The organism is Arthrobacter sp. SD1074B (genome assembly GCF_056780195.1).
On sequence record NZ_JBRAZT010000001.1, the window covers coordinates 987,703 to 1,012,150 of the forward strand.

Consider the following 24,448-nt stretch of genomic DNA (forward strand, 5'->3'; position numbering starts at 1 on the left):
GATATAAGACGGAGACTTTTGTGAGCTTTACGCAGCTTGAGCGTGTATCCATCGACCGTGTTCCCATCCGCCGGGCCCTCATCTCGGTTTACGACAAGACCGGTCTGGAGGAACTCGCGAAGGGCCTGCATGAAGCCGGCGTCAAAATCGTCTCCACCGGTTCCACCGCCAAGAAGATTGCCGCCGCCGGAATCCCGGTGCAGGAGGTCGAGGAAGTCACCGGGTCCCCGGAGATGCTGGACGGCCGCGTCAAGACCCTGCATCCGCGCGTGCACGGCGGCATCCTCGCCGACCGCCGCGTCCCGGCCCACATGAAGACCCTCGAGGACATGGCGATCGAGCCGTTCGACCTCGTCGTCGTGAACCTCTACCCCTTCGTGGAGACCGTGAAGTCCGGCGCCGCGCAGGACGACGTCGTCGAGCAGATCGACATCGGCGGACCCGCGATGGTGCGCTCCGCCGCGAAAAACCACGCCGCCGTTGCGATCGTGGTGGACCCGGCCTCCTACGGCTCCGTGGTGGAGGCGGCCTCCTCCGGCGGGTTTGACCTGAAAACACGACGCCAGCTCGCCGCCAAGGCGTTCGCGCACACCGCTTCCTACGACACGGCCGTGGCAACCTGGACCGCCAGCCAGTTCCTCGACGAGGACGGCGACGGCGTGATCGACTGGCCCGCCTACGCCGGCCTCGCCCTGGAACGCTCCGAGGTGCTGCGCTACGGTGAAAACCCGCACCAGCAGGCCGCGCTGTACGTGGACAAGGCTGCCCCGGCCGGCATCGCCCAGGCCGACCAGCTGCACGGCAAGGCGATGAGCTACAACAACTTCGTCGACGCCGACGCCGCCCTGCGCGCCGCGTTCGACTTCGCCGAGCCCGCCGTCGCGATCATCAAGCACGCCAACCCCTGCGGCGTGGCTGTGGGCTCCTCCTCCGCGGCGGACCCGATCGCCGACGCCCACGCCAAGGCCCACGCCTGCGACCCGGTCTCCGCGTTCGGCGGCGTGATTGCGGCCAACCGCACCGTCACCGCCGGCATGGCCCGGACCGTGGCCGGGATCTTCACCGAGGTGGTGATCGCCCCCGGCTTCGAGGACGAGGCCGTGGAGATCCTCTCCAAGAAGAAGAACATCCGCCTCCTCACCCTGCCCGAGGGCTACGGCCGCTACCCGACCGAGTTCCGCCAGGTCTCCGGCGGCATGCTGGTCCAGGCCACGGACAAGGTCGACGCCGAGGGCGACAACCCGGCCAACTGGACCCTCGCCGCCGGCGAAGCTGCCGACGCCGGGACCCTGGCGGACCTGGCCTTCGCCTGGACGGCGTGCCGCGCGGCCAAGTCCAACGCGATCCTGCTCGCCGCCAACGGCGCCGCCGTCGGCATCGGCATGGGTCAGGTCAACCGGCTCGACTCCTGCCGTCTCGCCGTCGAGCGGGCCAACACCCTGGGTGTCACAGTGGAGTCCGATGTAGAAGGTGCCGGCGGGGCGTCTAACACTGATGCCGCCGGCGCTCCGGAACGGGCCCGCGGCGCCGTTGCGGCCTCGGACGCGTTCTTCCCGTTCGCCGACGGCCTGCAGATCCTGATCGACGCCGGCGTCCGCGCCGTCGTGCAGCCCGGCGGATCCGTCCGGGACGAGGAAGTGATCGCCGCGGCCAACGCCGCCGGAATCACGATGTACTTCACCGGCGCGCGCCACTTCTTCCACTAGGATCCTGCGCAGCGCTTGCCGCCAAGAATGGACATGCCCTCCTTTCCCGGGAGGGCATGTCCATTTCGTGTGCCCCTCGGGCCGCTTCGGACTGCGGGGACGGACGGTCCAGAGGTTGCGAGGGACATGCTCATTCCTCGCGGCAAGGGGTGGGCATATGGGGAGTATGTCCACGGGCTGCCACCTGCGGAGGACATGTCCCGTGGGCCAACGCACCGCAGCCGGCTGCGCACACAGCAACGCGGGGTCACTTGCCGCCCTGTCGAGGGGGATAGGTGGCAAGTGACCCCGCGTTGCCCTTTTCCTTTCTAGGGTGGGGTTTCCTCGGGGGTGGGGTTTCGTTGGGGGGGGGTGGAGTTCCTAGGAGGCTGCGGCGGTGCTGTACGCCTGCTGGATCACCGAGCCCCAGTACGGTCCGTACATCACGGTGGAGCGGCTGCCGTAGCCGTAGCTGTTGATGGAGTTCTGGTAGCCGGAGGAGCTGGTGCCGATGAACCAGGGACCGCCGGAGGAGCCGCCGGTCATGTCGCAGGGGATGCCTTGGGAGTTGAACTGCGGGTTGTTGGGGTCATCCGAGGCCGGTCCGGTGCAGCTGATCAGCGACTGGCCGTCGAACGGGGACGCGGCCGGGTAGCCGTAGGACTTGTAGGTGAGGCCGCGGGCGGCATTGAACTGGACACCGGAAGCACCGACGACGTCGGACAGGTTCTGCCCGTTCAGCGGGGCAACGACGGCGAACCCGGTGTCGTACTGCATGTCCCCGGCCGCGCTCCACTGGGTGGGGGCGTAGAGCGCGTTGGCGGCCCACTTGCCGTAGGGGGCGGCGCCGTTGAGGTAAGCGGGAACGAAGACGAAGTTGGTGGCGAACGCCCCCGGCCCCTCGTTGACGCAGTGTCCTGCGGTGGAGACGGTGCTCTTATTGCTGGAGCTCACCGAATTGCCGGAGCAGACATAGTTGCTGCCGCCCATCGTAAAAAACACCTTGCCGATGTTGGACACCGGCGACTCGGAGGCATGCAGGGTGGTCTTGCCCCTGGCGGCCTTGCCGGAGATCTGGGTGGTCGAACCCTTCTGCACGGCGGCGGCAGGGGACTTGTTGCCGCGGGCCAGTGCCTTGTCCGCCAGCACGTCGCCCGGGATTGCCGACTTCATGCGTTCGGGCGTCCAGTAGTCGGCGGCCTTCGAGCCGTCGACGGACTGGCTGGTCACCTGCGGCGCCTTCTTGTCCTGCGCCGCAGCGGGCGAGGCGGTGGCCGCGCCGGCCGCGCAGACGGCCAGGAGTGTCGCGGCCGAGAGGCTGAGCAGGCTGGTGGCCAGAGTCTTGGGTGTTCTCATGGGTGTCCTAACCGGGAGGAATGCTGCGGGACGGCCAGCCGGGCGGGCCGCTGTGATGGATAGAAACTACGTCAACTTGACGGACATGTAAAGCACTTTGTCAACATCTGTCACAGCAGTCCCAGGGGCGAAAACTGCGGAACGCGGAAGTCACGGGGCCGTCTCCGCCCGTCCCGGATAGGCGCCAACCCGACCACCTCGGGTAAGTTAGAGCCGTTGAGATAACACAAGATTTCCGGATATCCGCAGACTTTCAGGGAGACGCCCGAGCAATGGCCAAGATTATCTATACCCACACCGACGAAGCGCCGATGCTGGCCACCTATTCGTTCTTGCCGATTGTCGAGGCGTTCGCGTCGACGGCCGGTGTGGAAGTGGAGACCCGCGACATTTCGCTAGCCGGCCGCATCATCGCCGTCTTCGGCGACTACCTCACCGAAGAGCAGCGCGTCAGCGACGCCCTGGCCGAACTGGGCGCGCTCGCCAAGAAGCCCGAAGCCAACATCATCAAGCTGCCCAACATCAGTGCGTCCGTGCCGCAGCTGAAGGCCGCCATCGCCGAGCTCCAGGGCCAGGGCTACGCCCTGCCGGACTACCCGGACAACCCTGCCTCGGACGAGGAGACGGACGTCCGCTCACGCTACGACAAGATCAAGGGCTCCGCCGTGAACCCGGTGCTGCGCGAAGGCAACTCCGACCGCCGCGCGCCGCTCTCGGTCAAGAACTATGCCCGCAAGAACCCGCACACCATGGGCGCCTGGAGCCCGGACTCCAAGACCAACGTCGCCCACATGGATGCCGATGACTTCCGCTCCAACGAAAAATCAGTGGTGATCGAGGCGGACACCAACGTCAAGATCCAGCTGGTCAAGGAGGACGGCACGGTCAAGGTCCTCAAGCGGGCCTTCCCCGTACTGGCCGGCGAAGTCATCGACGGCACCGTCATGCGTGCCGCCGCCCTGGACGCGTTCCTCGCCGCCCAGGTCGCCCGGGCCAAGGAAGAGGGCGTGCTCTTCTCCGCCCACCTGAAGGCCACCATGATGAAGGTCTCCGACCCGATCATCTTCGGCCACGTCGTCAAGGCGTACTTCTCCGAGCTCTTCGCCACTTACGGCGAGCAGATCGCCGCGGCCGGCCTGAGCCCCAACAACGGCCTCGCGTCAATCCTGAACGGCCTCGGGGACCTCCCCGAAGAGATCCGCGGTGACGTCGAAGCGGCCATCCAGAAGGGCCTCAACGAGGGCCCCGAACTGGCCATGGTCGACTCGGACAAGGGCATCACCAACCTGCACGTGCCCTCCGACGTCATCGTCGATGCCTCGATGCCGGCCATGATCCGCAGCTCCGGCCACATGTGGGGCCGCGACGGCCAGGAAGCCGACACCCTCGCCGTCCTGCCGGACAGCAGCTACGCCGGCATCTACCAGGTCGTCATCGACGACTGCCGCGCCAACGGCGCCTTCGACCCGACCACCATGGGCACGGTCCCGAACGTCGGCCTGATGGCCCAGGCCGCCGAGGAATACGGCAGCCACGACAAGACCTTCGAGATCCAGTCCGCCGGCACCGTCCAGGTCGTCGACGACGCCGGCACCGTGCTGATCGAACACCAGGTGGCCCCGGGCGACATCTGGCGCGCCTGCCAGACCAAGGACGTGCCGATCCGCGACTGGGTCAAGCTCGCCGTGACCCGCGCCCGCGCCTCCGCCACCCCGGCCGTGTTCTGGCTGGACAAGGGCCGCGCCCACGACGCCCGGATGATCGCCAAGGTCGAGGAATACCTCAAGGACCACGACACCGACGGCCTGCAGATCGAAATCATGGCCCCGGACGAGGCCACGGCCTTCACCCTGGCCCGCCTGCGCAAGGGCGAGGACACCATCTCGGTCACCGGCAACGTGCTCCGCGACTACCTCACGGACCTGTTCCCGATCCTGGAGCTGGGCACCAGCGCCAAGATGCTCTCGATCGTCCCGCTGATCAACGGCGGCGGCCTGTTCGAGACCGGCGCCGGCGGCTCCGCCCCGAAGCACGTCCAGCAGCTGCTCAAGGAAAACCACCTGCGCTGGGACAGCCTGGGCGAATTCCTGGCCCTCGCCGTGAGCTTCGAGCACCTCGCAACCACCACCGGCAACGCCCGCGCCCAGATCCTCGCGGACACCCTGGACCGCGCCACCGGCACGTTCCTGCTCGAGAACAAGTCCCCGAAGCGCAAGGCCGGCGAGCTGGACAACCGCGGCAGCCACTTCTACCTGGCCAAGTTCTGGGCCGACGAGCTGGCCCGCCAGAACGACGACGCCGAGCTGGCTGCGGCCTTCGCCGCCGTGTCCGACGCCCTGGCCTCCAACGAGGAGACCATCGTCGGCGAACTGCTGGCCGTCCAGGGCTCCCCGGTGGACATCGGCGGCTACTACCGTCCGGATGACGCCAAGGTCTCCGCCGTGATGCGGCCCTCGGCCAAGTTCAGCGAAGTGCTGTCCCTGCTGGGCTAGCCCGCACAACGCGAACGGCGCACCGGGATTTCCCGGTGCGCCGTTCGCGTTTAACCGCCGCCGCAGCCGCCGGACGACGACGGCGGTGCGCGCCGCCGTCGTCGGCCGTGGCGGTCAAGCAGTTGCCTAGCGGTCGGAGATCCTGCGGTCGCCGCCCGCCTCACTGGCCGGTTCGGTGGCCAGGTCCGGGTCCGCGTCCAGCGGCGCGCCGGTCCCCAGCACGTCGTAGTCCGGGTCAGTCACCGGTGTCAGGCCGCCGGGCTGCCCCTCCGCTTCCCCGTCCTTCACCCGCTCGCGCCACGCGCCGGTCTCGAAGTCGCGGGCCTCAATGAACTTCTTGAACCGCTGCAGGTCTGCGCCCACCTGCCGGGAGTCCAGCCCGACCGCTGCGCCGATCTTCTCGGCGGCGGAGTCAGGCTCCCAGCTGAGTTCGACGTCGACCCTGGTCTCCGCGGGGCCGAGCTCCGCGAAGCGCACGGTGCCCGCGTTGCGGGGACTGTCCAGGCTTTCCCAGGACACCTGCCGGTCGGGATCCTGACTGGTGATCCGGGCGTCGTATTCGCGCTTGACCCCGCCGATGCTGGTCTGGAAGTGGACGGTGGTGTCATCGAGTTGCCGGACGGCGTCGACACCGCTCATGAACTGCGGAAAATCCTCGAACTGGGTCCACTGGTTGTAGGCCTGGCTCAAGGGGACGTTCACGGCGATGGATTCCTGGACTGTTGCCATGCTTGCTTTCACTCCTTCGGCTGGCAGGTTGCTGCCTGCGCCTCGTGTCTGGGACGGTGCAAGGTGGTACGAGTGGTCGGGCGCGCGCTTTTCGACCACGTCGGGCGGTTTCCTGCCTGACTGACCAAGCTAGCCGGATCCGGGGGATAGGGAAAGCCGCCGGACAGCGGTTGTCAGCCGCCACTATCTCACCTAGGGTGCTAAGCAAGCTTAGCTTCTGCCCCGGGGTGCCCTTTGCCCCGGACGGCCGGGCCAAGACTGCCTACCCCGAGGAGCAACCCCATGCGCGAAGAGAGCAACATCAACATTCCGGGCGCCGTGTCGGCCGAGCCGCCGGCCGTGCAGGAACCCACCACGCCGCGCGAGCCGTTGCCCCCCAAACCTGACCAGCAGGGCCCCGAAGCCGTGTCCCCCACGGGCACCCCCACCGGCGCCCCGGTCCATTCACGCGCCCAGTCCGGGCCTTATCTGACCACCGCCCAGGGGCTCCGGCTCAACGACACGGACCACTCGCTGAAGGCGGGCCGCCGGGGTCCGGTGCTGCTGCAGGACCACCACCTGCGCGAAAAGATCACCCACTTCGACCACGAACGAATCCCGGAGCGGGTGGTCCACGCGCGCGGGGCCGGCGCCCACGGCGTCTTCCGCTCCTACGGTACGGCCGCCAAGATCAGCCGCGCGGGCTTCCTGGCCAAGGACGTCGAGACCCCGGTCTTCGTCCGTTTCTCCACGGTGCTCGGCTCCCGGGGCTCCGCGGACACGGTCCGGGACACCCGCGGCTTCGCCACCAAGTTCTATACCGACGAAGGCACCTTCGACCTCGTCGGGAACAACATCCCGGTGTTCTTCATCCAGGACGGCATCAAATTCCCGGACATCATCCACGCCGGCAAACCCCACCCGGACCGGGAAATCCCGCAGGCCCAGAGCGCGCACGACACCTTCTGGGATTTCGTCTCGCTGCACACCGAGGCGCAGGCGCACACCATGTGGAACATGTCCGATCGTGCCCTGCCGCGCTCCTTCCGCACCATGGAGGGCTTCGGCGTCCACACCTTCCGTTTCGTCAACGCCGAGGGCAAGACCAGCCTGGTGAAGTTCCACTGGAAGCCTAAGCAGGCTGTGCACTCGCTCGTCTGGGAAGAAGCCCAGCTCATCAACGGCATGGACCCGGACTTCCACCGGCGCGACCTTGCCGATGCCATCGAGGCCGGCGCCTTTCCGGAATGGGAACTGGGCGTGCAGGTCTTCCCGGACACCGAGGAGGAGTTCTTCGAAGGCATCGACCTGCTGGACCCCACCAAATTCATCCCCGAGGAGCTCGCCCCCGTGCAGCCGATCGGTCTGATGACCCTCAATGCCAACCCGGTGAACTACTTCGCCGAGACCGAGCAGGTCGCCTTCCACCCCGGCCACCTCGTACCCGGCATCGACGTGACGAACGACCCGCTGCTGCAGGTGCGACTCTTCTCCTACATTGACACGCAGATCAGCCGGCTGGGCGGCCCCAACTTCAGCCAGCTGCCGATCAACCGCCCGCAGGCACCGGTCAACGACATGCTGCGCGACGGGATGCATCAGACGGCGGTTCACGGCGGCGCCGCGCCGTACCACCCGAACTCCCTGGACGGCGGCTGCCCCTTCCTGGCCGGGGCCGACGTCGGCGCCTTCATCGATGTGCCGGAGGAACTCGCGGCGGCCGTGAAGGAACGGAAGTCACCGGCTTCGTTCGACGACCACTACAGCCAGGCCCGCCTCTTCTTCCGCAGCCTGGCACCCGTGGAGCAGGACCACGTCATCCAGGCGTACACCTTTGAACTGGGCAAATGCCGTGAGCAGGCGATCCGTGAGCGGCAACTGCTGGCGCTCGCGAACATCGACGCCGGCCTGTGCGCGGCGGTGGCCGCAGGGCTGGGAATGGACGCGCCCGCAGCCAGCGAAGAGGTCCCGGACACGGCGCCGAGCCCGGCGGTTTCGCAGCTGGGCGGCAGCTGGCCGGTGGCAGGCCGGGTGGTCGGGATCGTCGCGGACGCGGACAGCGACCTCGAATCCGTCCAGGCGGCCCGGGAAGCGTTGAGCGCCGCCGGCATTGTGCCGCTCGTGATCGCCCCGGCCGGCGGGGTGCTGGGCGGGCCCGACGGCGGGATCCCGGTCCAGCGCAGTTACCTCACCGCCCGCTCCACCGAGTTCGACGCCGTCCTGCTGGCGGGTTCGGGCGCTCCGGCGAAGGACGCGGCGGCGGGGCGGGACGCCAAGGCAGGCGAGCCGGGGGCCGCCGTCGATCCGCGGCTGGTGCTGCTCCTGGCCGAACTGTTCCGGCACTCCAAGGCAATCGGCGGCTGGGCGGACGCCGGCAGCGTCCTGGACGCGGCGAGCATCCCGCAGGGTGCCGCCGGACTTGCACTGGGGCAGGCGCCGGCGGATGTGGTCCCCCGGCTCACCGAGCTGCTGGCGGCGCACCGGGCCTGGGATCGGTTCCCGGCCATGGGCGCCTAGGAGGGCAGGGGCCTCAGGGAGTTGGGACTCAGCCGGAGGCCGGGCTTCCGGCATCCGGGGAATCCGCAGGGCGGGGGCGCTTAGCCTCCGCCCTTGCCTTTGTCCTTGCCCTTGGCTTTTCCGCCCGGAGCGTTGCGCACGGGCGCCGGGGCGGGCGCGGGCGCCACTGCAGCCGCGGCGGCGGCCCGGGCTTCGGCGGCCGCCTTGGCGGCGGCTGCGGCCTTGGCGGCGGCTGCGGCCTTGGCGGCCGCCGCAGCCTTGTCGGCTGCGGCCTGCTTCGCCGCCGCGGCATCCCGCGCTGCCTTAGCGGCCGCCGCCTGTTTGGCTGTGAGATCGGCGCGGACGGCATCGATGGCGGCCTTGATGCTTTGGTGCCGTTTGAAGGAGACCTGTCCGTCCGCGGCGGCTGTATCGAGCCCGGCTGCCAGGTCGTCCAGCAGTTTCAGCGCGCCCGCGGTGTCCTCCGTGGCGGCCGCTTCGGTCACGGCCAGCACCTGGGACTGGAGCTGGCGTGCCGCGGCATCTTCCAGGTCCGGGACTGCCCCGGCGCATCCGGACAGGGAGCCCGCGACCAGGGCTGCCGCGACCAGGGCGCCCGCAGTGGTAAGGCGACGACGGCGTTTGATGATGCTCATGGTTCCACACTCTTCTGCAGTTGCTTCAGGTGCTCACCCAGGTTGCCGGTGACGGCCGGGTAGGGCACGACGGCGGGCGGCTTCGGTGCGGCGAAGGAAACGGCGACGGCGACCGCCGCCACGAGGGCTACCAGGGCCAGGACCACGGCGACCTTAGTGCGGCGACGGGACCGACGGAAGCTTGCGGCCGTGCGGGCCAGCACGCCGGTGCGGCCGGACCGGCGCACGGGGGTGCCTTGGGCCAAGGCGCGCCGGCCGGGCGTGCCGGGTGCGGTGCCTGCGATTCGCTTTGGCTCCTGAGCCGTGTCCTGCGCGGCGTCCTGCGCCGTGTGGTGCAAGGCATCCGGCGAGGTCACCGGCGCTGAGACTCCCGCGGCGGACGCTGAAAGCGGCGGCCTGGCGGGCGGAGCAGGCAACACCCGGGTCCGATCCTCGGCCAGGCGGCCCGGCAGCGAGTCAGGCGACACTAGGGCCTGGCGCAGGGCACCTTCAAGGTCAGCGGCGGCGGGGCGGTCCAGCGGGTCCAATGCCGTCATGGCCCGGATCAGCTGCGCCCATTCGGCCGGAACGCCGTCCGGCACCACCGGGGCCCGGTGCAGCCGGGCGACCGCTGACTCGACGGCGCTCCCGGGGTACTCCACGGAGCCCTTGATGCATTCCAGCAGCACCAGGCCCAACGAGTAGATATCGCTCGCCGGACCCATATCCGCGCCGCGGGCCTGCTCGGGACTGAGATAGGCCGCGGTTCCCACCATCGTGCCGGTGGCGGTGAGCCTGGTCCCGTCCACAATCCGGGCGATCCCGAAGTCGGTCAGCTTCGGCCGCAGCGGTTCGCCGGGCCGGACCTGCACCAGCAGGACGTTGGCCGGTTTGATGTCGCGGTGGATGATGCCGAGCGAGTGGACATAGGCAAGGGCGTCCGCGAGGCCTGCGCCGATGACGGCAAGCTCATCGAACGGGACCGCGCTGTGCCGGATCCGGCTCCGCAGGTCCTGGCCTTCCACCAACTCCATGGTCAGGAACGGCCTGGGCTCGTCCGGGATCCGGGCGTCAGTGCCCGCATCAAAAAGCGTGACCAGGCTCGGATGGTTGAGCGTGGCCAGCAGCTCGATCTCGGCCTGCTGGCGTTTGAGTTCGTCGGCATCCGGGGACTGCGGCGCGAATAGCTTGAGCGCGACGACCCGGCCCAGATTCTCGTCCCGGGCCGCGTAAACGGACGCCATGCCGCCCCGGCCGATCACATCGCCCAGACGGTAGCGGCCGCCGAGGATCTCGGTCGTGACCTTACTGGGTGAAACGTCCACGATATTCCCCGTCTTTTTCCTGGCGCCTCCGTGGCGTCCCTAAAGAATAATACGGGTGCGGGTATCGGGCTCCGGCACCGGGTGCAGCACAGCACCCGACTCTCATCACTGTCGTCTGTGGTGGCAATTCCACCTTTCACGGGAGGGAGCGGTTCTCACCGGAGTCCGCGGAGCCGTTGAATCCCCCAGCGGACCCAACGACTTCGCTCCGGCGGTAAGGGACCTGGACGGGAGCGCCCGCGGTTAAGGCGGGCGTCCCGCAGCCGGGGCTATCGCGGGGATGGGGTGCAGCAGCAGGATCGCGCGGCTCGCGGCCGCCAGGGCCACCGCCGGGGGCACTGAGACGGTTCGCCTAGCTGGGGTGGGGGTGGCGGTTGGCCGGACGCTGACGGTGGTGTCCATGGGGAAAACTCCTGAATGACTGGTGGCGGGTGCACATGGCAGCCCGAAGGACCGTGCTCTGCGCAGGGAAATGGCAGAGAACGGCCCGACTAGTCAGGAGAAGACCCGGGATCGGCGGAATCGGCGGGATGGACGTGCTGCAAAGGGCCACTGATGGGATCGGTGCCCATCGGCGGAATGAGGAAAAACGCGCTGGGTGTCAACGCAGCCGCGCCGGAGGGCCCGCTGGACGCGGACCCGCTGCCGGACGCCGACCCGGGCGCCGCAGGCAGGGCGTTCGGTGCCGGCAAGCCGGGATCGCCGCCGTAGGGGCGGGGCCCGTCGCCGCGGGTCGGCGCCGCAGGGGCGCCGTCTCCCGAGGAACGGGGGTGGGCCGGAGCGCGGTTTCCGCCTGTGGCCACGTCTACGGGCGGACTCAGCGGCCCCCGCTGTTCCGACAGGACGAGGAAGGGAACGTCGCCGGGCAGCGCTGCAGGCTGAACGTCCAGGACTGCAAGGCGGAGGAGCTGTACTCCGGCGTCCGCACTGCGCGCCTTCGCAGGATCAGCCGCCGGGGAAGCATTCACCACGGCGCTCCGAGGCAGGACGCGCGGCGCCGGGGCAGCTGCGGGAGCGATTGGACCGGGAACGGGACTGGCAACCGGACTGGCTACCGGGCCGGGGACGGGCGGGACCACCGCTGGCGGCGTCGCCGGCGGCACCGTACCGGGAACGGGGTCGCCCGCCGGAAGCGTTGGCTCGGGAGCTGGCTGCGTGCCGGGTTCCGCGCCAGGCAAGTGGTCGGAGTCCGGACCGGAACTCGTTACCGGAATCGCGGGATCAACGGCCGGCGGGGAAGGGTCGCCGGCCGGGACGGGTCCGGGATCCGGGGCGGGCTCTGCCGCCGGCTCCGCTGTGGGGGGAGCGGGGGCTGGCGGCTCAACGACCTGCGGGACCGGCTCGGGTTGTGCGGCAGGAGGCACGGCCACCGGCTCCGAGGCCAGGGGAACGGGGGCGGGAGGATCCACAACCTGGGGGACCGGATCCACCTGCGCGACGGGCAGGAGCGGCAGCGGGTCCAGGGCGGGGGCAACGGGTGACGCCGGGGAAAGGACAGGATCAGCCGCAGGAACCGCAACAGGATCAGGGGCGGTGCCGGCGGCCGGCTGGGACGTGGCGTCCGGCGGCTGGGCCACCGGGCTGGGCGCCAGCGGGTCATCGGATTTCGGCAGCTGGATCATCGTCACAACGGCCGAGCCAGGCACAGGAACCGAGGTGGCAACCGTGGGTTCCCCGGCGCTGGCCGGGGCCGCAGAAAGGGCCAGCCAGGCCAGCCCGGCCCCCAACGCCAGAAGCCCGCGCTGCAGAGAGCGACGGGTGTGGAGAGAGTGCGCGCGGAGAGGGCTTGCTGCAAACTCCATGCGCAACACACCTCCCCGAAAACTATCGACGATTGGTCTACAGCGTAAGTCCGGGGGCCGGGGCGAGTCCATAGCGCACCACGAATTCGGCCGGCCCGGCCGGGGTTCTGGCGCTCAGCGCACGTCGTTCGGGTAGCTCACTCCGAGCTGCGCGCGGACGCCGTCGAACAACCGCATGGTGTTCAGGGAATCCTCCAGCGGCATGACCGGGCTCTCGGTGAGCCCCTGCTGGATGCAGCGGGTGACCTCGCGCAGTTCGTAGCTGTAGCCGCGCCCCACCACACTGAACTGCTCGGTGCGCGGCTCCTCGAAACCGACCCGGACCACAAGTTCCTTGGGGTTGTTGACGGACCCCAGGCTTTGCAGGAACCCCTGGCTGCCGGCCACGGTGGCGGCGCGCGGACCGTGGGCCAGCAGCGATGAGGTCAATTGCGCCTGCGCACCATGGTGGTAGCCCAGGGTGAGCGCGTTCTGGGCGTCCACGCCGTCGTCGTTGATCCAGCCGGTGGCGCTGACCGTCTGCGGGAAACCCAGCGTGCCCAGCGCCCACAGCAGCGGATAGATGGTGATGTCCAGCAGGGCGCCGCCGCCGTCCCTCGGCGCCCAGAGCCGGGACGTGGGGGAGTACGGGGCCGGGAATCCCAGGTCCGCCCCGACCCACTTGACCTCGCCAATCTCACCCGAGGCGGCAATCTCGAAGGCCCGCTGCATGCTGGGCAGGAACCGGCTCCACATGGCTTCCATCAGGAACAGGCCCTTGTCCCGCGCCAGTTCCACGAGTTCCGCGGCCTCCCGGGCATTGACCGTGAGGGCTTTCTCGCACAAGACATGCTTGCCGGCGTGCAGCGCCGCGAGGGCGATTTCGTGATGGTGGGCGTGCGGCGTGGCGACATAGACGGCGTCGACGGCGTCGTTGGCGAGCAGCCGTTCGTATCCGGCCACGCCGTCCCGGTCGCCGTACGCCCTGGCGAAGCCGTAGTCCGACGCGAACGCATCCGCCGCGGCCTGGCTGCGCGAACTCACTGCGTACAGCTCGGCGTCGGAGAGCAGCTCCAGGTCCCGGGTCACGGCGGCCGCGATCCCGCCGGTGGCGATCACGCCCCACCGCAGCCTGGCGCCGGTGGCGGTCCGCGGATCCTGGTCGGGTTGGCTGGACAGCCAGGGCTTGGCGATGGGGGCAGTCATGGTGCCATCTTCTCACCCGCGCCCGGCCTACCCCGCGGTTCCCGCCGTCGCGCGGGTCCGTGCGGTCTCCTCGGTGAGCCGGCCCTGCTGGAGACGGAAGCGCCGGTCCGTCTTGTTGGCCAGGGCCCGGTCGTGGGTGACCACGAGGATGGTGGTGTTGTGGTCCCGGCTCAAGGCACTGAGCAGCTCGATGATGTGCTCGCCGGTCTGCTCGTCCAGGTTCCCGGTGGGTTCGTCCGCCAGGATCAGGGTGGGCTCGTTGGCCAGGGCCCGGGCAATGGCCACTCGCTGCTGTTCGCCGCCGGAGAGCCGGTTGATCCGCCGCACATGCTTTTCCGGGTCCAGCTGCACCTGCTCCAGCAGCTGACTCGCCCGCTCCAGCCGTGCTGCCTTGCGGATGCCGGCAAATTCCATCGGCAGCATGACGTTGTCCACGGCCGACAGGTTGGGGATGAGGTTGAACTGCTGGAAGACGAAACCGATGCCCCGGCGCCGGTACTGGGTCAGCTTCCCGTCCGGCATGCCGGCCAGGCTGACGCCATCCACCAGCACGTCGCCGCTGGTGGGCTTGTCGAGGGCTCCCAGCAGCGACAGCAGGGTGCTCTTGCCGCTGCCGCTCTTGCCCACGATCGAGGCCAGGGTGCCTTGTTCAAGGGCGAAGCTGACGTCATTGACTGGCTTGATGGTGCGGTCGCCGGACTTGAAGGTGCGGACCAGGTTCTTGACTTCAATCATGGCTATTCTCCTCTGAGGACTTCGATGGGGCGGATGCGGGCGGTGAGCAGGGCCGGGACGAGCGCCCCGAGGATGGCGACGCCGAACACCGCCGCGATGCCGCCGGCGATGACGCCGGGCGAGGCGCTCGCGGTGACGGAGGTCAGCAGCTGGTTGGCTCCGCCGAGCGGGTTCCCGGCGCCGCCGCCGGGGAACCCGCCGCCGACGGGGAACCCGACGCCGCCGGGGCCGCGCTGGCCGGTGGTCGCCGCGGTGGTGCTGTTGGAGCTGATCAACGCTGAGGCAATGCTGCCGCTGGCAAGGGATGCGACGACGGCGCCGACGGCGCTGCCGAGCGCAACGAGTACCAGGGCCTCGAGCACGAACTGCAGGCCGATGGTGCGGTTGGGGGCACCGATGGCTTTCAGGACGCCGATTTCGCGGCGGCGCTCGCGGACCAGCATGACCATGATCAGCAGGATGATCAGTCCAGCTGTTGCCAGCGCGGCGGCAAAGGCGATGAAGGAGATGTTCTTGACGCTGTCTAAGGAGCTGACCGCGGTCTGCAGGTTGCGCTGGCCCTGGCTGACGTCCGCCTTGTCGGCGCCGAGCGCGGACTGCAGGGCGGTCTTGGCTGCCTCGACGTTCTCCATGCTGTTGACTGTGACGATCATGCTGGACAGCTCGCCCGGCAGGGCCGCGATGGTCTGTGCCGTCGGCAGGGTCAGGTACAGGGCGTTGTTGCCGAACGCGGTGCCGGCATCGAACAGGCCGCGGACGGTGAAGGTCTTGTCCGCGATGGTGAACGTCGACCCCACCTTGAGGTTGTTCTTCTCGGCCAGGGTGGTGCCGAGCAGAGCGCCGGTGGATGCGGCGCCGTAATTGCCCAGGCCCGTGCCCTGCGCCAGCTCCAGGGCCTTGCCGGTGGAGTCCACCTGGGCCCCGACGCCGGTCGCGGTCACCGGCAGCGAAAACGTGCGTGCGCCCTGGGCGGTGTTGCCCGAGCCGCCGGCGGAGGACTGGTTGCGGTTGCCCAGCGTCCCGGCGTCGACGGCTGCCGTAAGGCTGGTCGTGACGGAGGTCGCGGACTGGCCGCCGGGGCCGCCCGCTGGGGCGGCGGTTGCGGCCGCGTTCCGGAGCCGGAGGGTCTTGGTGCCGACGACGCTGGCGACGTTGGGTACGGCGGCCGCCGTCGCCGCCTGCGCGGCGGTCAAAGGCTCTCCGCCGCCTTCGAAGCCTTGTCCGCCGGCCGGATTTACCGTCAGGACGGTACCGACCGAGGCATTCAGCTCGGCGACCTTGCCGGCGACGGCCTGGTTAGCGACGAGCATGGACAGCGCAAGGCCGATGGCAACGGCCAGGACGGCCACGACGGCGGCGGTCCTGACCTTGTTTCGAAAGGCATTGCCGACACTTCGGGCAAGGACGCTCACGGTACTCCTAGGGATCTTTGGCCGGACGGAATGGCCGGCGGCTGGTCCCACACTCGTACGGGCTGCTGTGCGCGTCTCCGCTCGGACCTGTGGATCCGCTGTGAAGCCCGCCGGAGCGGCCGCCGTCTTCCCCCAAAGCCCGTCTGCACCACCGCCGCCCGGGCACACAAAAGGGCCCCGGCCCTCCCTTGCGGGGGAGCCGGGGCCCTGGTGTAGGAGGGTCAGGCTACTTGGTGATCGGTCCGAGTACCGGATCGTCGACGTAGGCCGTCTTAACGTTCTCCTTGGTCACGATGACCGGCTCCAGCAGGTAGGCCGGGACGGTCTTGACCTTGTTGTTGTAGGACTTGTCATCGTTGATCTCAGGCGTCTTGCCGGCCTGGATGTCCTTGACCATGGTGATCGCGTGCTCGACGAGCTTGCGGGTGTCCTTGTTGATGGTGGAGTACTGCTCACCCGCCATGATCGACTTGACGGACTCAACTTCGGAGTCCTGCCCGGTGACTACCGGCAACGGCTTGCCGGCCGCCTTGACCGAGGTCAGGATGGCGCGGGCCAGCGTGTCGTTCGGGGACAGGACGCCGTCCACCGCGGCGCTGCCGTAGGTACCGGCGAGCAGGGTGTCCATGCGGCGCTGGGCGTTCTCAGCCTTCCAGCCCTGGGTAACGGCCTGTTCGAAGGTCTTCTGGCCCGACTTGACCACGAGGGTGCCGTCGTCGATCTTCGGCTGGAGCACCTTCATGGCGCCGTCGAAGAAGACCTTCGCGTTGGCGTCATCGGGGGAACCGGCGAACAGTTCGATGTTGTACGGACCCGAGGGCTTCTTGGCCTTCATGCCGTCCAGCAGTGCCTGGCCCTGCAGCTCGCCAACCTTGAAGTTGTCGTACGCCACGTAGTAGTCCACGTTGGGGGTGTTCAGGAGCAGGCGGTCGTACGCGATGATGGTGGCGCCGCTGTCCTTGGCCTGCTTGAGCTGGGTTCCCAGCTGGGCGCCGTCGATGGCACCCACGATGATGACCTTCGCACCCTTGGTGACCATGGCGCTGATCTGGTTCTGCTGCTCCGAGACGCCGCCGTTGGCGAACTGCACATCTGCCTTGAAGCCGGCACCCTTGAGGCCGTCGTTGAACAGTTTCTCTGCCAGCACCCAGTTTTCACTGGTCTTCTGGGGGAGCGCGACGCCGATCGAGGAGTCCTTGGGGAACGCCTCGCCGCCGCCGCTAGCGCCACCGGAAGTTCCGCTGTCGGAACGGCCGCAGGCTGTCAGCGCCAGTGCCGCAATAGCAGCGATCGCTGCTGCCTTTCCTGCTTTACCAATCATTTGCATTGCTTGGTTCACTTTCTATAGATGGTGTTCGGAGAATCAGGGTTCGGGAGCCAGGAAGCCGTTCAGGATTCCTTGGCAATGACCTCTTTGGTGGAGGTGGTCTCGTCGGGCCGGTTTTCGCTGCTGCGGCCGAAGTTCTTCATCATCATGCCGATGATCGACCGCTTGCCCTGGGACTTGTTGTAGACGTCGAAGGCCACGGCGATCAGGAGGACGAGGCCCTTGATGATCTGGGTCAGGTCGGCGCCGACGCCGAGGAGCTGCAGGCCGTTGTTCAGCACGGCCATCACGAGGCCACCGACGATCGAGCCGATCACGGTGCCGACGCCGCCGGTCACCGCGGCGCCGCCGATGAAGACGGCGGCGATGGCGTCAAGTTCCCAGCCCACGCCGTCGAACGGACCCGAGGCGGTGGAGCGGCCGACGAAGATCATGCCGGCCAGGCCGGCCAGGATGGACATGTTCATCATCACCAGGAAGTTGACCTTCTTGGACTGCACGCCGGACAGCTCGGCGGCGTGCCGGTTGCCGCCGACGGCGTAGACGTGGCGGCCGACGATGGTCTTGGAGGAGATGAAGCCGTAGATGAGGACAAGGACGGCCAGGATCAGGCCCGGGATGGGGAATGAAGTGCCCTGGCGGCCCGTCGCGAACAGGTACGTGGCATAAAGGATGGCGCCGCAGATCAGGACGAGCTTGAGGATCATTACCCAGGACTCGGGGACCTCGGCGCCCAGGGCCATCGCCTTCCGGCGGGAGCGGATCTCGCTGACGATGACGAACGCCACACCGGCGAGCCCCAGCAGCAGGGTGAGGTTGTTATAACCGGTGGACGGGCCAACCTCGGGCAGGTAGCCGGAACCGATGTACTGGAAGTCGGCCGGCACCGGAATGGTGTTGGACTTCCCGACAAACTGGTTGAAGCCGCGGAACAGCAGCATGCCGGCCAGCGTCACGATGAAGGCCGGGATGCCGACGTAGGCGGTCCAGAAGCCCTGCCAGGCGCCGATCAGGGCGCCGAGCAGCAGCCCGAACAGGATGCCCAGGTACCACGGGATGCCCCAGTCCCGGATCATCAGGGCGACGCTGACGCCGACGAACGCCGCGACCGATCCCACCGAGAGGTCGATGTGGCCGGCGATGATCACCAGCACCATGCCGATGGCAAGGATCAGGATGTAGGAGTTGCCGTTGAAGAGGTTGATGACGTTGCCCGAGGTGAGAGTGTTACCCCCGGTGGCGATTTGGAAGAACACGATCAGCGCAACCAGGGCGAAGATCATGCCGAATTGGCGGGTGTTGCCGCCAAAGAGCTTCTTGAGCGCGTTCATTGTTTAGATCCTTGTGTCCGGAATGTTGGGGAGGTCCCGTGGGTCAGGCGGCCGTGCGGGCGGACGTCATGAGTTTCATGAGGCTTTCCTGGCTGGCTTCGTCTTTGTTCAGCACGCCGGTGATGGCGCCTTCGAAGATGGTGTAGATGCGGTCGGAGAGTCCCAGCAGTTCGGGAAGCTCCGAGGAGATCACGATCACGCCCTTCCCCTGGTTGGCCAGTTCCTGGATGATGCCGTAGATCTCGTATTTGGCGCCGACGTCGATCCCGCGGGTGGGCTCGTCCAGGATCAGCAGGTCCGGGTCGGTGAACATCCACTTCGCCAGCACCACTTTCTGCTGGTTGCCGCCGGACAGCTTGGCCACGCCTTCCTCCACGGACGGCGTCTTGGTGCGCAGCGACTTGCGGTACTGCTCGGCGACGGTGAATTCCTTGTCCGCGTCGACGACGTTGTGCTTGCTGATTTTCTTCAGCGCCGCCGAGACCGTGGTGGCCTTGATGTCGTCGAGCAGGTTCAGGCCGAGGGACTTACGGTCCTCGGTGACGTAGCCGAGGCCGGCGTCGATGGCCTGCTTGACGGTCTTGAGGTGCAGTTCCTTGCCGTCCTTGTAGACCTGGCCGGAGATGAAGCGGCCGTAGGAGCGGCCGAAGAGGGACCGTGCGAGCTCGGTGCGCCCGGCGCCCATCAGGCCGGCGAAGCCGACGATCTCGCCGCGGCGGACGAAGAAGTTGGAGTTCTTGCAGACCAGGCGGTCCTGGATCTGCGGGTGGCCCACATTCCAGTTTTTGACCTCGAAGAACTTCTCGCCGATCTTGGGCTCGTGCTCCGGGAACCGGGATTCCAGGGTCCGGCCCACCATGCCCTTGATGATGCGGTCCTCGTCGACGCCGTCGGCCTTGACGTCGAGGGTCTCGATCGACTTGCCGTCGCGGATGATCGTGATGGAATCGGCGATCTGCTCAATCTCGTTGAGCTTGTGCGAAATGATGATCGAGGTGATGCCGCGGCCCTTCAGGCCCAGGATCAAATCCAGCAGGTGCTGGGAGTCGGATTCGTTCAGCGCCGCGGTGGGCTCGTCCAGGATGAGGAGCTTGACCTTCTTGTTCAGCGCCTTGGCGATTTCGACCAGCTGCTGCTTGCCGACGCCGATTTCCTTGACCGGGGTGTCCGGGTCCTCGCGGAGGCCGACCCGGGCGAGCAGTTCGGTGGAGCGGATCCGTGCCTCGGCCCAGTCGATCACCCCGCGCCGCGTGGGCTCGTTGCCCAGGAAGATGTTCTCCATGATGGACAGCTCGGGGATGAGCGCCAGTTCCTGGTGGATGATCACGATGCCGGCGTGCTCGCTGGCCCGGATGTCCTTGAACTGCTGGACTTCGCTCTGGTAGACGATGTCGCCGGTGTAGCTGCCGTAGGGGTAAACGCCCGAGAGCACCTTCATGAGGGTGGATTTTCCTGCGCCGTTTTCACCGCAGATGGCGTGGATTTCGCCGGCCTTCACCCGCAGGTTCACCTCGGCCAATGCTTTAACGCCGGGGAACTCTTTGGTGATGGAGCGCATCTCGAGAATTATCGGATCGCTGTGCGTGTTGAGGGACGTCATCTGCCCTTACGCCTCCAATGCATGACTTCGTTGTCCGCCCCTGCAAACCGCAGGGCCGTCTGATGGAAAAGTAAACTGGATCACGCCGTTGTCGTCAAGTCTTTAACGCAACGGCCTGGTAACGGCTGCTTTAGTTTCGCCGGATTCCGGCGTGTTGGAAGACCAGGGCCGTGGCGCCCAGGGCTTCGGCCCGGTCTCCGAGCGAGGACATCGTCAGGGTGGTGGTTTCGCCGATGACGGGGACCGCGTGGCGTACCAGGCCGCGCCGGATCGGGTCCAGCAGGACCTCGCCGAGCCCCGCCAGCGGACCTCCCACGACGATCACCTCGGGGTTGATGAGGTTTGCGACGTTGCCCAGCGCGCGGCCCGCGGCGAGCCCGGCGTCGTCCACCACCCGGAGCGTTGCCGAGTCCCGGGCGAGGGCCTTGCGCACGATGTCTTCGGGGGTCAGCGGCCTGTCCTCGCCGCGGCCCAGGAGCTCGATCATGGTGGAGGTCGAGGCGATCGTTTCCAGGCAGCCGCGGTTGCCGCAGCGGCAGACGAGGCCGTGCTCGTGGATGGTGGCGTGGCCGATTTCGCCGGTGATGCCGACGTTCCCGTAGTACGGCATTCCGTTCAGGATCAGCCCGGCGCCGATGCCCGAGCCGATCTTCAGGAAGAGCAGGTTGCTGATGCCGGTGTGCGGGCCCCAGGTCACCTCGGACAGGGCTCCGAGGTTGGCGTCGTTGTCGACGAACACCGGGAGATCCAGCGCATCCTCGAGCCGTTCGAGGATGTTGATGCCCACCCACTCGGGCAGGATGGCGCCCTGCGCCACGGTGCCGGTGCGGCGGTCGATGGGACCCGGGATTCCGACGCCGGCGCCCACCAGGGCGCTGCGTTCCACGCCGCTGTCGGCCAGCAGCCGGTTCAGTACCCCGACGGCGGCCGTGATGCCTTCCTCGGCGTGGTGGCCCAGCGGCAGCAGCACCGATTCCTCGGCGATCACGTGGTAGCTGAGGGAGGCGAGGACCACCCGCAGGTGGCGGCGGCCGAAGTCGATGCCGACGGCGACGGCGCCGTTGCTGTTGAGCCGGACGTTCAGGGCGCGGCGTCCGGAGCTGGTGATCGGCTCGGTGGACGCCAGCCCGGCGTCCTGCATGATCTTGACGATGTTGGAGACCGTGGCCGTGGAGAGGCCGGTCTGTCGGGCCAGCTCCGCCTGGGTGGACGGCCCGGCCAGCAGGCATTCGATGATCCGCTGCTGGTTCAGGTGCCGGAGCGCGGACTGCGATCCGGGGTTTTTGGTGCGGCTCCTCGTTGAGCGCGTTGGTGAGGGCATGCAATGAAGAGTGCCGCATCCCGGGCTTGTAGTCAAGAAGTTAACGCAACCGCCGGATCCGTGCCCCTCCGCTCCGCCCGGCCGGGAAGCGCGAACGGACACTTGGGGCCCCTTCCCGCCCGCACACCGGCGCGAACGTACACTTGGGGCCCACAAAATCGCCGCGTTGGGGCCCCAAGTGTCCGTTCGGCCTTTGGGAAGCGGGCGGGTCCGGAGTTCCGGCGGGACCGCGGGCCGTTGCCGGGCCGGCGCCCCGGCGCAGGGACGTTCCGCCCTGCCCGGCTGCCGGCCGGGCGGAAATGCACCAGCCCGGCCGGTCCGGGCCGAAGTTAGGCTGGAAGAGAGTCCGCAGCGTTCCTGCGGAGGTGTCCGAGGAATCCCGAGGTGGTAATGGTGCTGCTGGCCCTGATGCAAGCGAACTCGGCCGTGCTCGACGTGGCGGCGAACTTGGCGGCCGTCGAGGAGGCGGCGCGCGCAGCGGCCGAGGAGGGCGCGCAACTGCTGCTGACACCGGAGCTCTTCCCCGTCGGTTACGCGCCGATCCGGCTGCGTGCGGCCTTCGATCCCGGCACGCTGCCAGCGCTCCGCGCGGCCCTGGCCGAGGTGGCCCGGCGGCACAAGATCGCGCTGGTGTACAGCCTGCCCGCCGTGACGCCGGCAGGGGAGTGGCGAATATCCGCGGCCCTGGTGGACGAGTCCGGCGAGGAGTTGCTCGGTTACGAAAAGGTGCACTTGTTCGGCCCCGATGAGCGGGAAGCGTTTGCGGCCGCCACCGACGCCCCCGGTGTCGTGCAGTTCCACGGCCTCCAGACCTCGCTGATCATTTGCTACGACATCGAGTTTCCCGAGTCCGCCCGGGCCGCCGCCCTGCGCGGGGCGCAACTGCTGCTGGTGCCCACGGCCCTCGCCGGCGGTTTCGACGCCGTGCCGAACGTGCTGGTCCGGGCCAGGGCGCTGGAGAACCAGCTCACCGTGGCCTACGCCAACCACACCGGCGTGGAGGCGGGGTGCGAGTTCCAGGGCGGCAGCATCGTGGCCGGCCCGGACGGTGCCGTCCTGGCCGCGGCCGGAACCGGCGTCGAACTGCTGTTCGCCGACGTCCGTGTACCTGCGGAGGCCGCCGCGGAGAACCCTGCCGGCACGGACACTGCGGTGGCCTATCTGCGCGACCGCCGCCCGGAGCTCTACCGCGCCTGGGGAATCTGAGCGGCAGACCGCCGGCCGGCGGACCCTGGGGCTGCGGGGGAGCCTGCAGCGGCGGCCGTGGACACAGCCGGGACCGTGGCGCCTGCCCCGGCGTCGGGCAGCTCCGGCCCGCCCAAGTACTGCAGCGCAACCCAGAGCTCCGCGCGGGCCTGGGCCTGGTTGAGATCGAGGCCCAGCAGTTCGGCGATGACGCCAAGCTGCCGCCGGACGCTGTTGCGATGCAGTCCTGTGGCCTTCGCCGTGGCGTCCCAGCTCCCGTTCTCGCCAAGCCACGCGCGCAGGACGCCGAGCAGGTTGTCGCGGCGCTCCGGTTCGAGCGCAAGCAAGGGTGCCAGCAGCCGCCCGGCCAGCAAGGTGCCGGCCTCGGGCCCGAGCAGTCCCGTCACGGACCAGGTGACGTCGTCCTCCCGCACGCTCCGGCGGCCGGTGAGGACCTGGTTTCGCAGCGAGGAGGCGCGCTGGTGGGCGTCCGGCAGGCCTTCGAACTCGGTGCCGCCGCCAATCACCAGGCGCCAGCCGAGACGTTCTACCTCGGCGAGGAGGGCATCGTCGACCCTGAGCCGGGTAATCGCGGCAAAGCCGTAGTCGGTGAGCTCCACGAGTTTGGTGTCGAAGAGCCGGCGCCATTCGAGCAACTCCCGCACCGGGCCTTCGCCGGTGCGGCGCGTGCCGTCCGCTTGCCGGCTGCCGGCGGGGGCGCCAACCTTGACGCCTTGGACGACGCGCAGTTGACCGGACCGGGTGGAGGAAATGCTCTGCGCCAGCAGGTCTTTCAAACCGGTGACCTGCCGTGCCGTTCCGGAGGCCACGCTCTCTGGATGCAGCAGCAACGCCGTGGCCAGCTGGCTCGGGGCCAGGGAACCGCTCGTGCGCTGGCGGACCAGCAGCTCCAGCAGCCCGACGGCGGTGGAGACCACACTGTTCTGCGCCGGGGTCAGCGGTGCGTCCGTGCCGAGGACAAGTGCGCCGAGGTTGGCGTCCCGGGTGCTGCGCAACGGATACCCGAAGACCAGCGAAGAGCCGGCGGCGTCGAACGAATCCATCTCCACCCGGGGACCGCTGCCGGCGAGCAGCCGGGTCAGCAACGGCTGCAAGGCGGCGGAATCGACTCCCGCGGCGGTGCCGGGGCCGGCCTGGGGCCCGGGGGAGCCGGCCGCGCCGCGGGCCCGCACCCGTCCGTCGGCCCCGAACAACACGGACCAGACCGGGACACGCTGCACGAGGGCCGCGAGGAGTTCATGTTCGGGGCGCGCCGACAGTACCGCGCGCATCAGTTGCCGGTTGGTGTCGGCCAGTTGGCGGAAAGTCTTGGCGTTGTCGGACTCGAGGAGCCGGGAGAATTCGAGCCCCAGGGCGGCGAAGGGCAGGTTGCCCGGGATGGACACCAGCGTCACCCCATGCCGCCGGCAGGCCCGGAGCACAGCGTCCGGCACGGCCTCGAAATAGGGCTCCAGGCCGAAGCCGAGCGCTCCGACCCGGGCCCGGACCAAGCGCTGCACGTAGGCATCCACCACCGCCTCGCGGCCGCCTTCACCCTCGAAGGGAAGGCCGGCAGTGAGCAGGAACTCGCCGTCGAGCAGGTAGGGGGTCGGGTCGGCCAGCTCGCTCGGCTCGACCCAGCGCAAGCGCTCGTCCCCGTTGCCGGCGTCGTGCAGGACGTGCAGCGCAGGGAGCTGGCGCAGGAACTGCGCCAGTGTGACGAAGCCGAAGCGCTCGGCGTCCTCAGCAGCCACGGCCGGGGCCTTCCCGGCGCCATCCCGGTCCTGCTTCCCTCGGTGCAATATGTCTCATGACTGAAGACTATAGGTTCTTTTGCACAACCGTGAGAGGTG

17 protein-coding genes are annotated in these 24,448 nt (G+C 68.5%); 5 read left to right on the forward strand and 12 right to left on the reverse strand.

Features of this window, described 5'->3' with window-relative positions:
- Positions 1-20 precede the first annotated feature (20 nt).
- Positions 21-1,706 carry a bifunctional phosphoribosylaminoimidazolecarboxamide formyltransferase/IMP cyclohydrolase gene (gene purH, locus ACUYM2_RS04765; RefSeq protein ID WP_481599035.1) on the forward strand — a complete coding sequence of 562 codons (1,686 nt, stop codon included), beginning with the start codon at positions 21-23 and terminating at the stop codon, positions 1,704-1,706.
- A 360-nt stretch (positions 1,707-2,066) separates the two neighbouring features.
- Here purH and ACUYM2_RS04770 read toward each other — a convergent pair whose 3' ends face one another.
- Positions 2,067-3,041 (reverse strand): trypsin-like serine peptidase, encoded by a 975-nt coding sequence (locus ACUYM2_RS04770; protein WP_481599036.1) that lies wholly within the window; start codon positions 3,039-3,041, stop codon positions 2,067-2,069.
- A gap of 272 nt (positions 3,042-3,313) precedes the next feature.
- Here ACUYM2_RS04770 and ACUYM2_RS04775 point away from each other — a divergent pair, with 272 nt between their 5' ends.
- Positions 3,314-5,533 carry an NADP-dependent isocitrate dehydrogenase gene (locus tag ACUYM2_RS04775; protein WP_481599037.1) on the forward strand — a complete coding sequence of 740 codons (2,220 nt, stop codon included), beginning with the start codon at positions 3,314-3,316 and terminating at the stop codon, positions 5,531-5,533.
- Between the two features lie 126 nt (positions 5,534-5,659).
- Here the strand turns inward: ACUYM2_RS04775 and ACUYM2_RS04780 are convergent, their stop codons facing one another.
- Complete coding sequence (locus ACUYM2_RS04780; RefSeq protein WP_481599038.1) at positions 5,660-6,262, reverse strand: SRPBCC family protein; 603 nt, start codon at positions 6,260-6,262, stop codon at positions 5,660-5,662.
- A 282-nt stretch (positions 6,263-6,544) separates the two neighbouring features.
- Here ACUYM2_RS04780 and ACUYM2_RS04785 point away from each other — a divergent pair, with 282 nt between their 5' ends.
- A complete protein-coding gene (locus ACUYM2_RS04785) occupies positions 6,545-8,758 on the forward strand; it encodes a catalase (protein ID WP_481599039.1) in 2,214 nt (737 codons plus the stop codon).
- A gap of 80 nt (positions 8,759-8,838) precedes the next feature.
- Here ACUYM2_RS04785 and ACUYM2_RS04790 read toward each other — a convergent pair whose 3' ends face one another.
- The gene (locus ACUYM2_RS04790; protein WP_481599040.1) at positions 8,839-9,393 is read right to left on the reverse strand and encodes a mucin-associated surface protein; all 555 of its coding nucleotides are present in this window, start codon (positions 9,391-9,393) and stop codon (positions 8,839-8,841) included.
- Positions 9,390-10,700 (reverse strand): serine/threonine-protein kinase, encoded by a 1,311-nt coding sequence (locus ACUYM2_RS04795; RefSeq protein ID WP_481601401.1) that lies wholly within the window; start codon positions 10,698-10,700, stop codon positions 9,390-9,392. Before ACUYM2_RS04795 ends, ACUYM2_RS04790 begins: the two co-directional genes overlap by 4 nt.
- A gap of 552 nt (positions 10,701-11,252) precedes the next feature.
- Here ACUYM2_RS04795 and ACUYM2_RS04800 point away from each other — a divergent pair.
- The gene (locus tag ACUYM2_RS04800; RefSeq protein WP_481599041.1) at positions 11,253-11,408 is read left to right on the forward strand and encodes a hypothetical protein; all 156 of its coding nucleotides are present in this window, start codon (positions 11,253-11,255) and stop codon (positions 11,406-11,408) included.
- Positions 11,409-12,613: 1,205 nt separating this feature from the next.
- On the opposite strand, the gene ACUYM2_RS04805 is transcribed toward ACUYM2_RS04800, so the two are convergent.
- The 7 genes from ACUYM2_RS04805 to ACUYM2_RS04835 all read right to left on the reverse strand — a co-directional run bounded on the left by ACUYM2_RS04805 (position 12,614) and on the right by ACUYM2_RS04835 (position 21,410).
- A complete protein-coding gene (locus ACUYM2_RS04805; RefSeq protein ID WP_481599042.1) occupies positions 12,614-13,684 on the reverse strand; it encodes a Gfo/Idh/MocA family protein in 1,071 nt (356 codons plus the stop codon).
- Positions 13,685-13,711: 27 nt separating this feature from the next.
- The gene (locus ACUYM2_RS04810) at positions 13,712-14,419 is read right to left on the reverse strand and encodes an ABC transporter ATP-binding protein (protein WP_481599043.1); all 708 of its coding nucleotides are present in this window, start codon (positions 14,417-14,419) and stop codon (positions 13,712-13,714) included.
- 2 nt (positions 14,420-14,421) lie between these two features.
- A complete protein-coding gene (locus tag ACUYM2_RS04815) occupies positions 14,422-15,831 on the reverse strand; it encodes an ABC transporter permease (RefSeq protein WP_481599044.1) in 1,410 nt (469 codons plus the stop codon).
- Between the two features lie 226 nt (positions 15,832-16,057).
- Entirely contained in the window at positions 16,058-17,158 is a 1,101-nt protein-coding gene (locus ACUYM2_RS04820) for a substrate-binding domain-containing protein (RefSeq protein ID WP_481599045.1), read from the reverse strand.
- Positions 17,159-17,220: 62 nt separating this feature from the next.
- Positions 17,221-18,489, reverse strand: a complete 1,269-nt coding sequence (gene mmsB, locus ACUYM2_RS04825; protein WP_481599046.1) for a multiple monosaccharide ABC transporter permease — start codon at positions 18,487-18,489, stop codon at positions 17,221-17,223.
- 43 nt (positions 18,490-18,532) lie between these two features.
- Positions 18,533-20,089: a multiple monosaccharide ABC transporter ATP-binding protein gene (mmsA, locus tag ACUYM2_RS04830; protein ID WP_481599047.1), complete on the reverse strand. Its 1,557-nt coding sequence runs from the start codon at positions 20,087-20,089 to the stop codon at positions 18,533-18,535.
- 130 nt (positions 20,090-20,219) lie between these two features.
- Positions 20,220-21,410 carry an ROK family transcriptional regulator gene (locus ACUYM2_RS04835; RefSeq protein WP_481599048.1) on the reverse strand — a complete coding sequence of 397 codons (1,191 nt, stop codon included), beginning with the start codon at positions 21,408-21,410 and terminating at the stop codon, positions 20,220-20,222.
- Between the two features lie 390 nt (positions 21,411-21,800).
- Here ACUYM2_RS04835 and ACUYM2_RS04840 point away from each other — a divergent pair, with 390 nt between their 5' ends.
- On the forward strand, positions 21,801-22,616 hold the full coding sequence (locus ACUYM2_RS04840) for a nitrilase-related carbon-nitrogen hydrolase (protein ID WP_481601402.1): 816 nt from the start codon (positions 21,801-21,803) through the stop codon (positions 22,614-22,616).
- Here ACUYM2_RS04840 and ACUYM2_RS04845 read toward each other — a convergent pair.
- Positions 22,595-24,349, reverse strand: coding sequence for a PucR family transcriptional regulator (locus ACUYM2_RS04845; protein ID WP_481599049.1), 1,755 nt, complete (start codon positions 24,347-24,349; stop codon positions 22,595-22,597). The genes ACUYM2_RS04840 and ACUYM2_RS04845 overlap by 22 nt on opposite strands.
- Positions 24,350-24,448 lie beyond the last annotated feature (99 nt).

Coding starts and splice junctions, on each gene's coding strand:
- ACUYM2_RS04770 (WP_481599036.1), bottom strand. CDS start 3,041: ATGAGAACACCCAAGACTCTGGCCACCAGCCTGCTCAGCCTCTCGGCC.
- ACUYM2_RS04775 (WP_481599037.1), top strand. CDS start 3,314: ATGGCCAAGATTATCTATACCCACACCGACGAAGCGCCGATGCTGGCC.
- ACUYM2_RS04780 (WP_481599038.1), bottom strand. CDS start 6,262: ATGGCAACAGTCCAGGAATCCATCGCCGTGAACGTCCCCTTGAGCCAG.
- ACUYM2_RS04785 (WP_481599039.1), top strand. CDS start 6,545: ATGCGCGAAGAGAGCAACATCAACATTCCGGGCGCCGTGTCGGCCGAG.
- ACUYM2_RS04790 (WP_481599040.1), bottom strand. CDS start 9,393: ATGAGCATCATCAAACGCCGTCGTCGCCTTACCACTGCGGGCGCCCTG.
- ACUYM2_RS04800 (WP_481599041.1), top strand. CDS start 11,253: ATGGGATCGGTGCCCATCGGCGGAATGAGGAAAAACGCGCTGGGTGTC.
- ACUYM2_RS04805 (WP_481599042.1), bottom strand. CDS start 13,684: ATGACTGCCCCCATCGCCAAGCCCTGGCTGTCCAGCCAACCCGACCAG.
- ACUYM2_RS04810 (WP_481599043.1), bottom strand. CDS start 14,419: ATGATTGAAGTCAAGAACCTGGTCCGCACCTTCAAGTCCGGCGACCGC.
- ACUYM2_RS04820 (WP_481599045.1), bottom strand. CDS start 17,158: ATGCAAATGATTGGTAAAGCAGGAAAGGCAGCAGCGATCGCTGCTATT.
- mmsB (WP_481599046.1), bottom strand. CDS start 18,489: ATGAACGCGCTCAAGAAGCTCTTTGGCGGCAACACCCGCCAATTCGGC.
- mmsA (WP_481599047.1), bottom strand. CDS start 20,089: ATGACGTCCCTCAACACGCACAGCGATCCGATAATTCTCGAGATGCGC.
- ACUYM2_RS04835 (WP_481599048.1), bottom strand. CDS start 21,410: ATGCCCTCACCAACGCGCTCAACGAGGAGCCGCACCAAAAACCCCGGA.
- ACUYM2_RS04840 (WP_481601402.1), top strand. CDS start 21,801: ATGGTGCTGCTGGCCCTGATGCAAGCGAACTCGGCCGTGCTCGACGTG.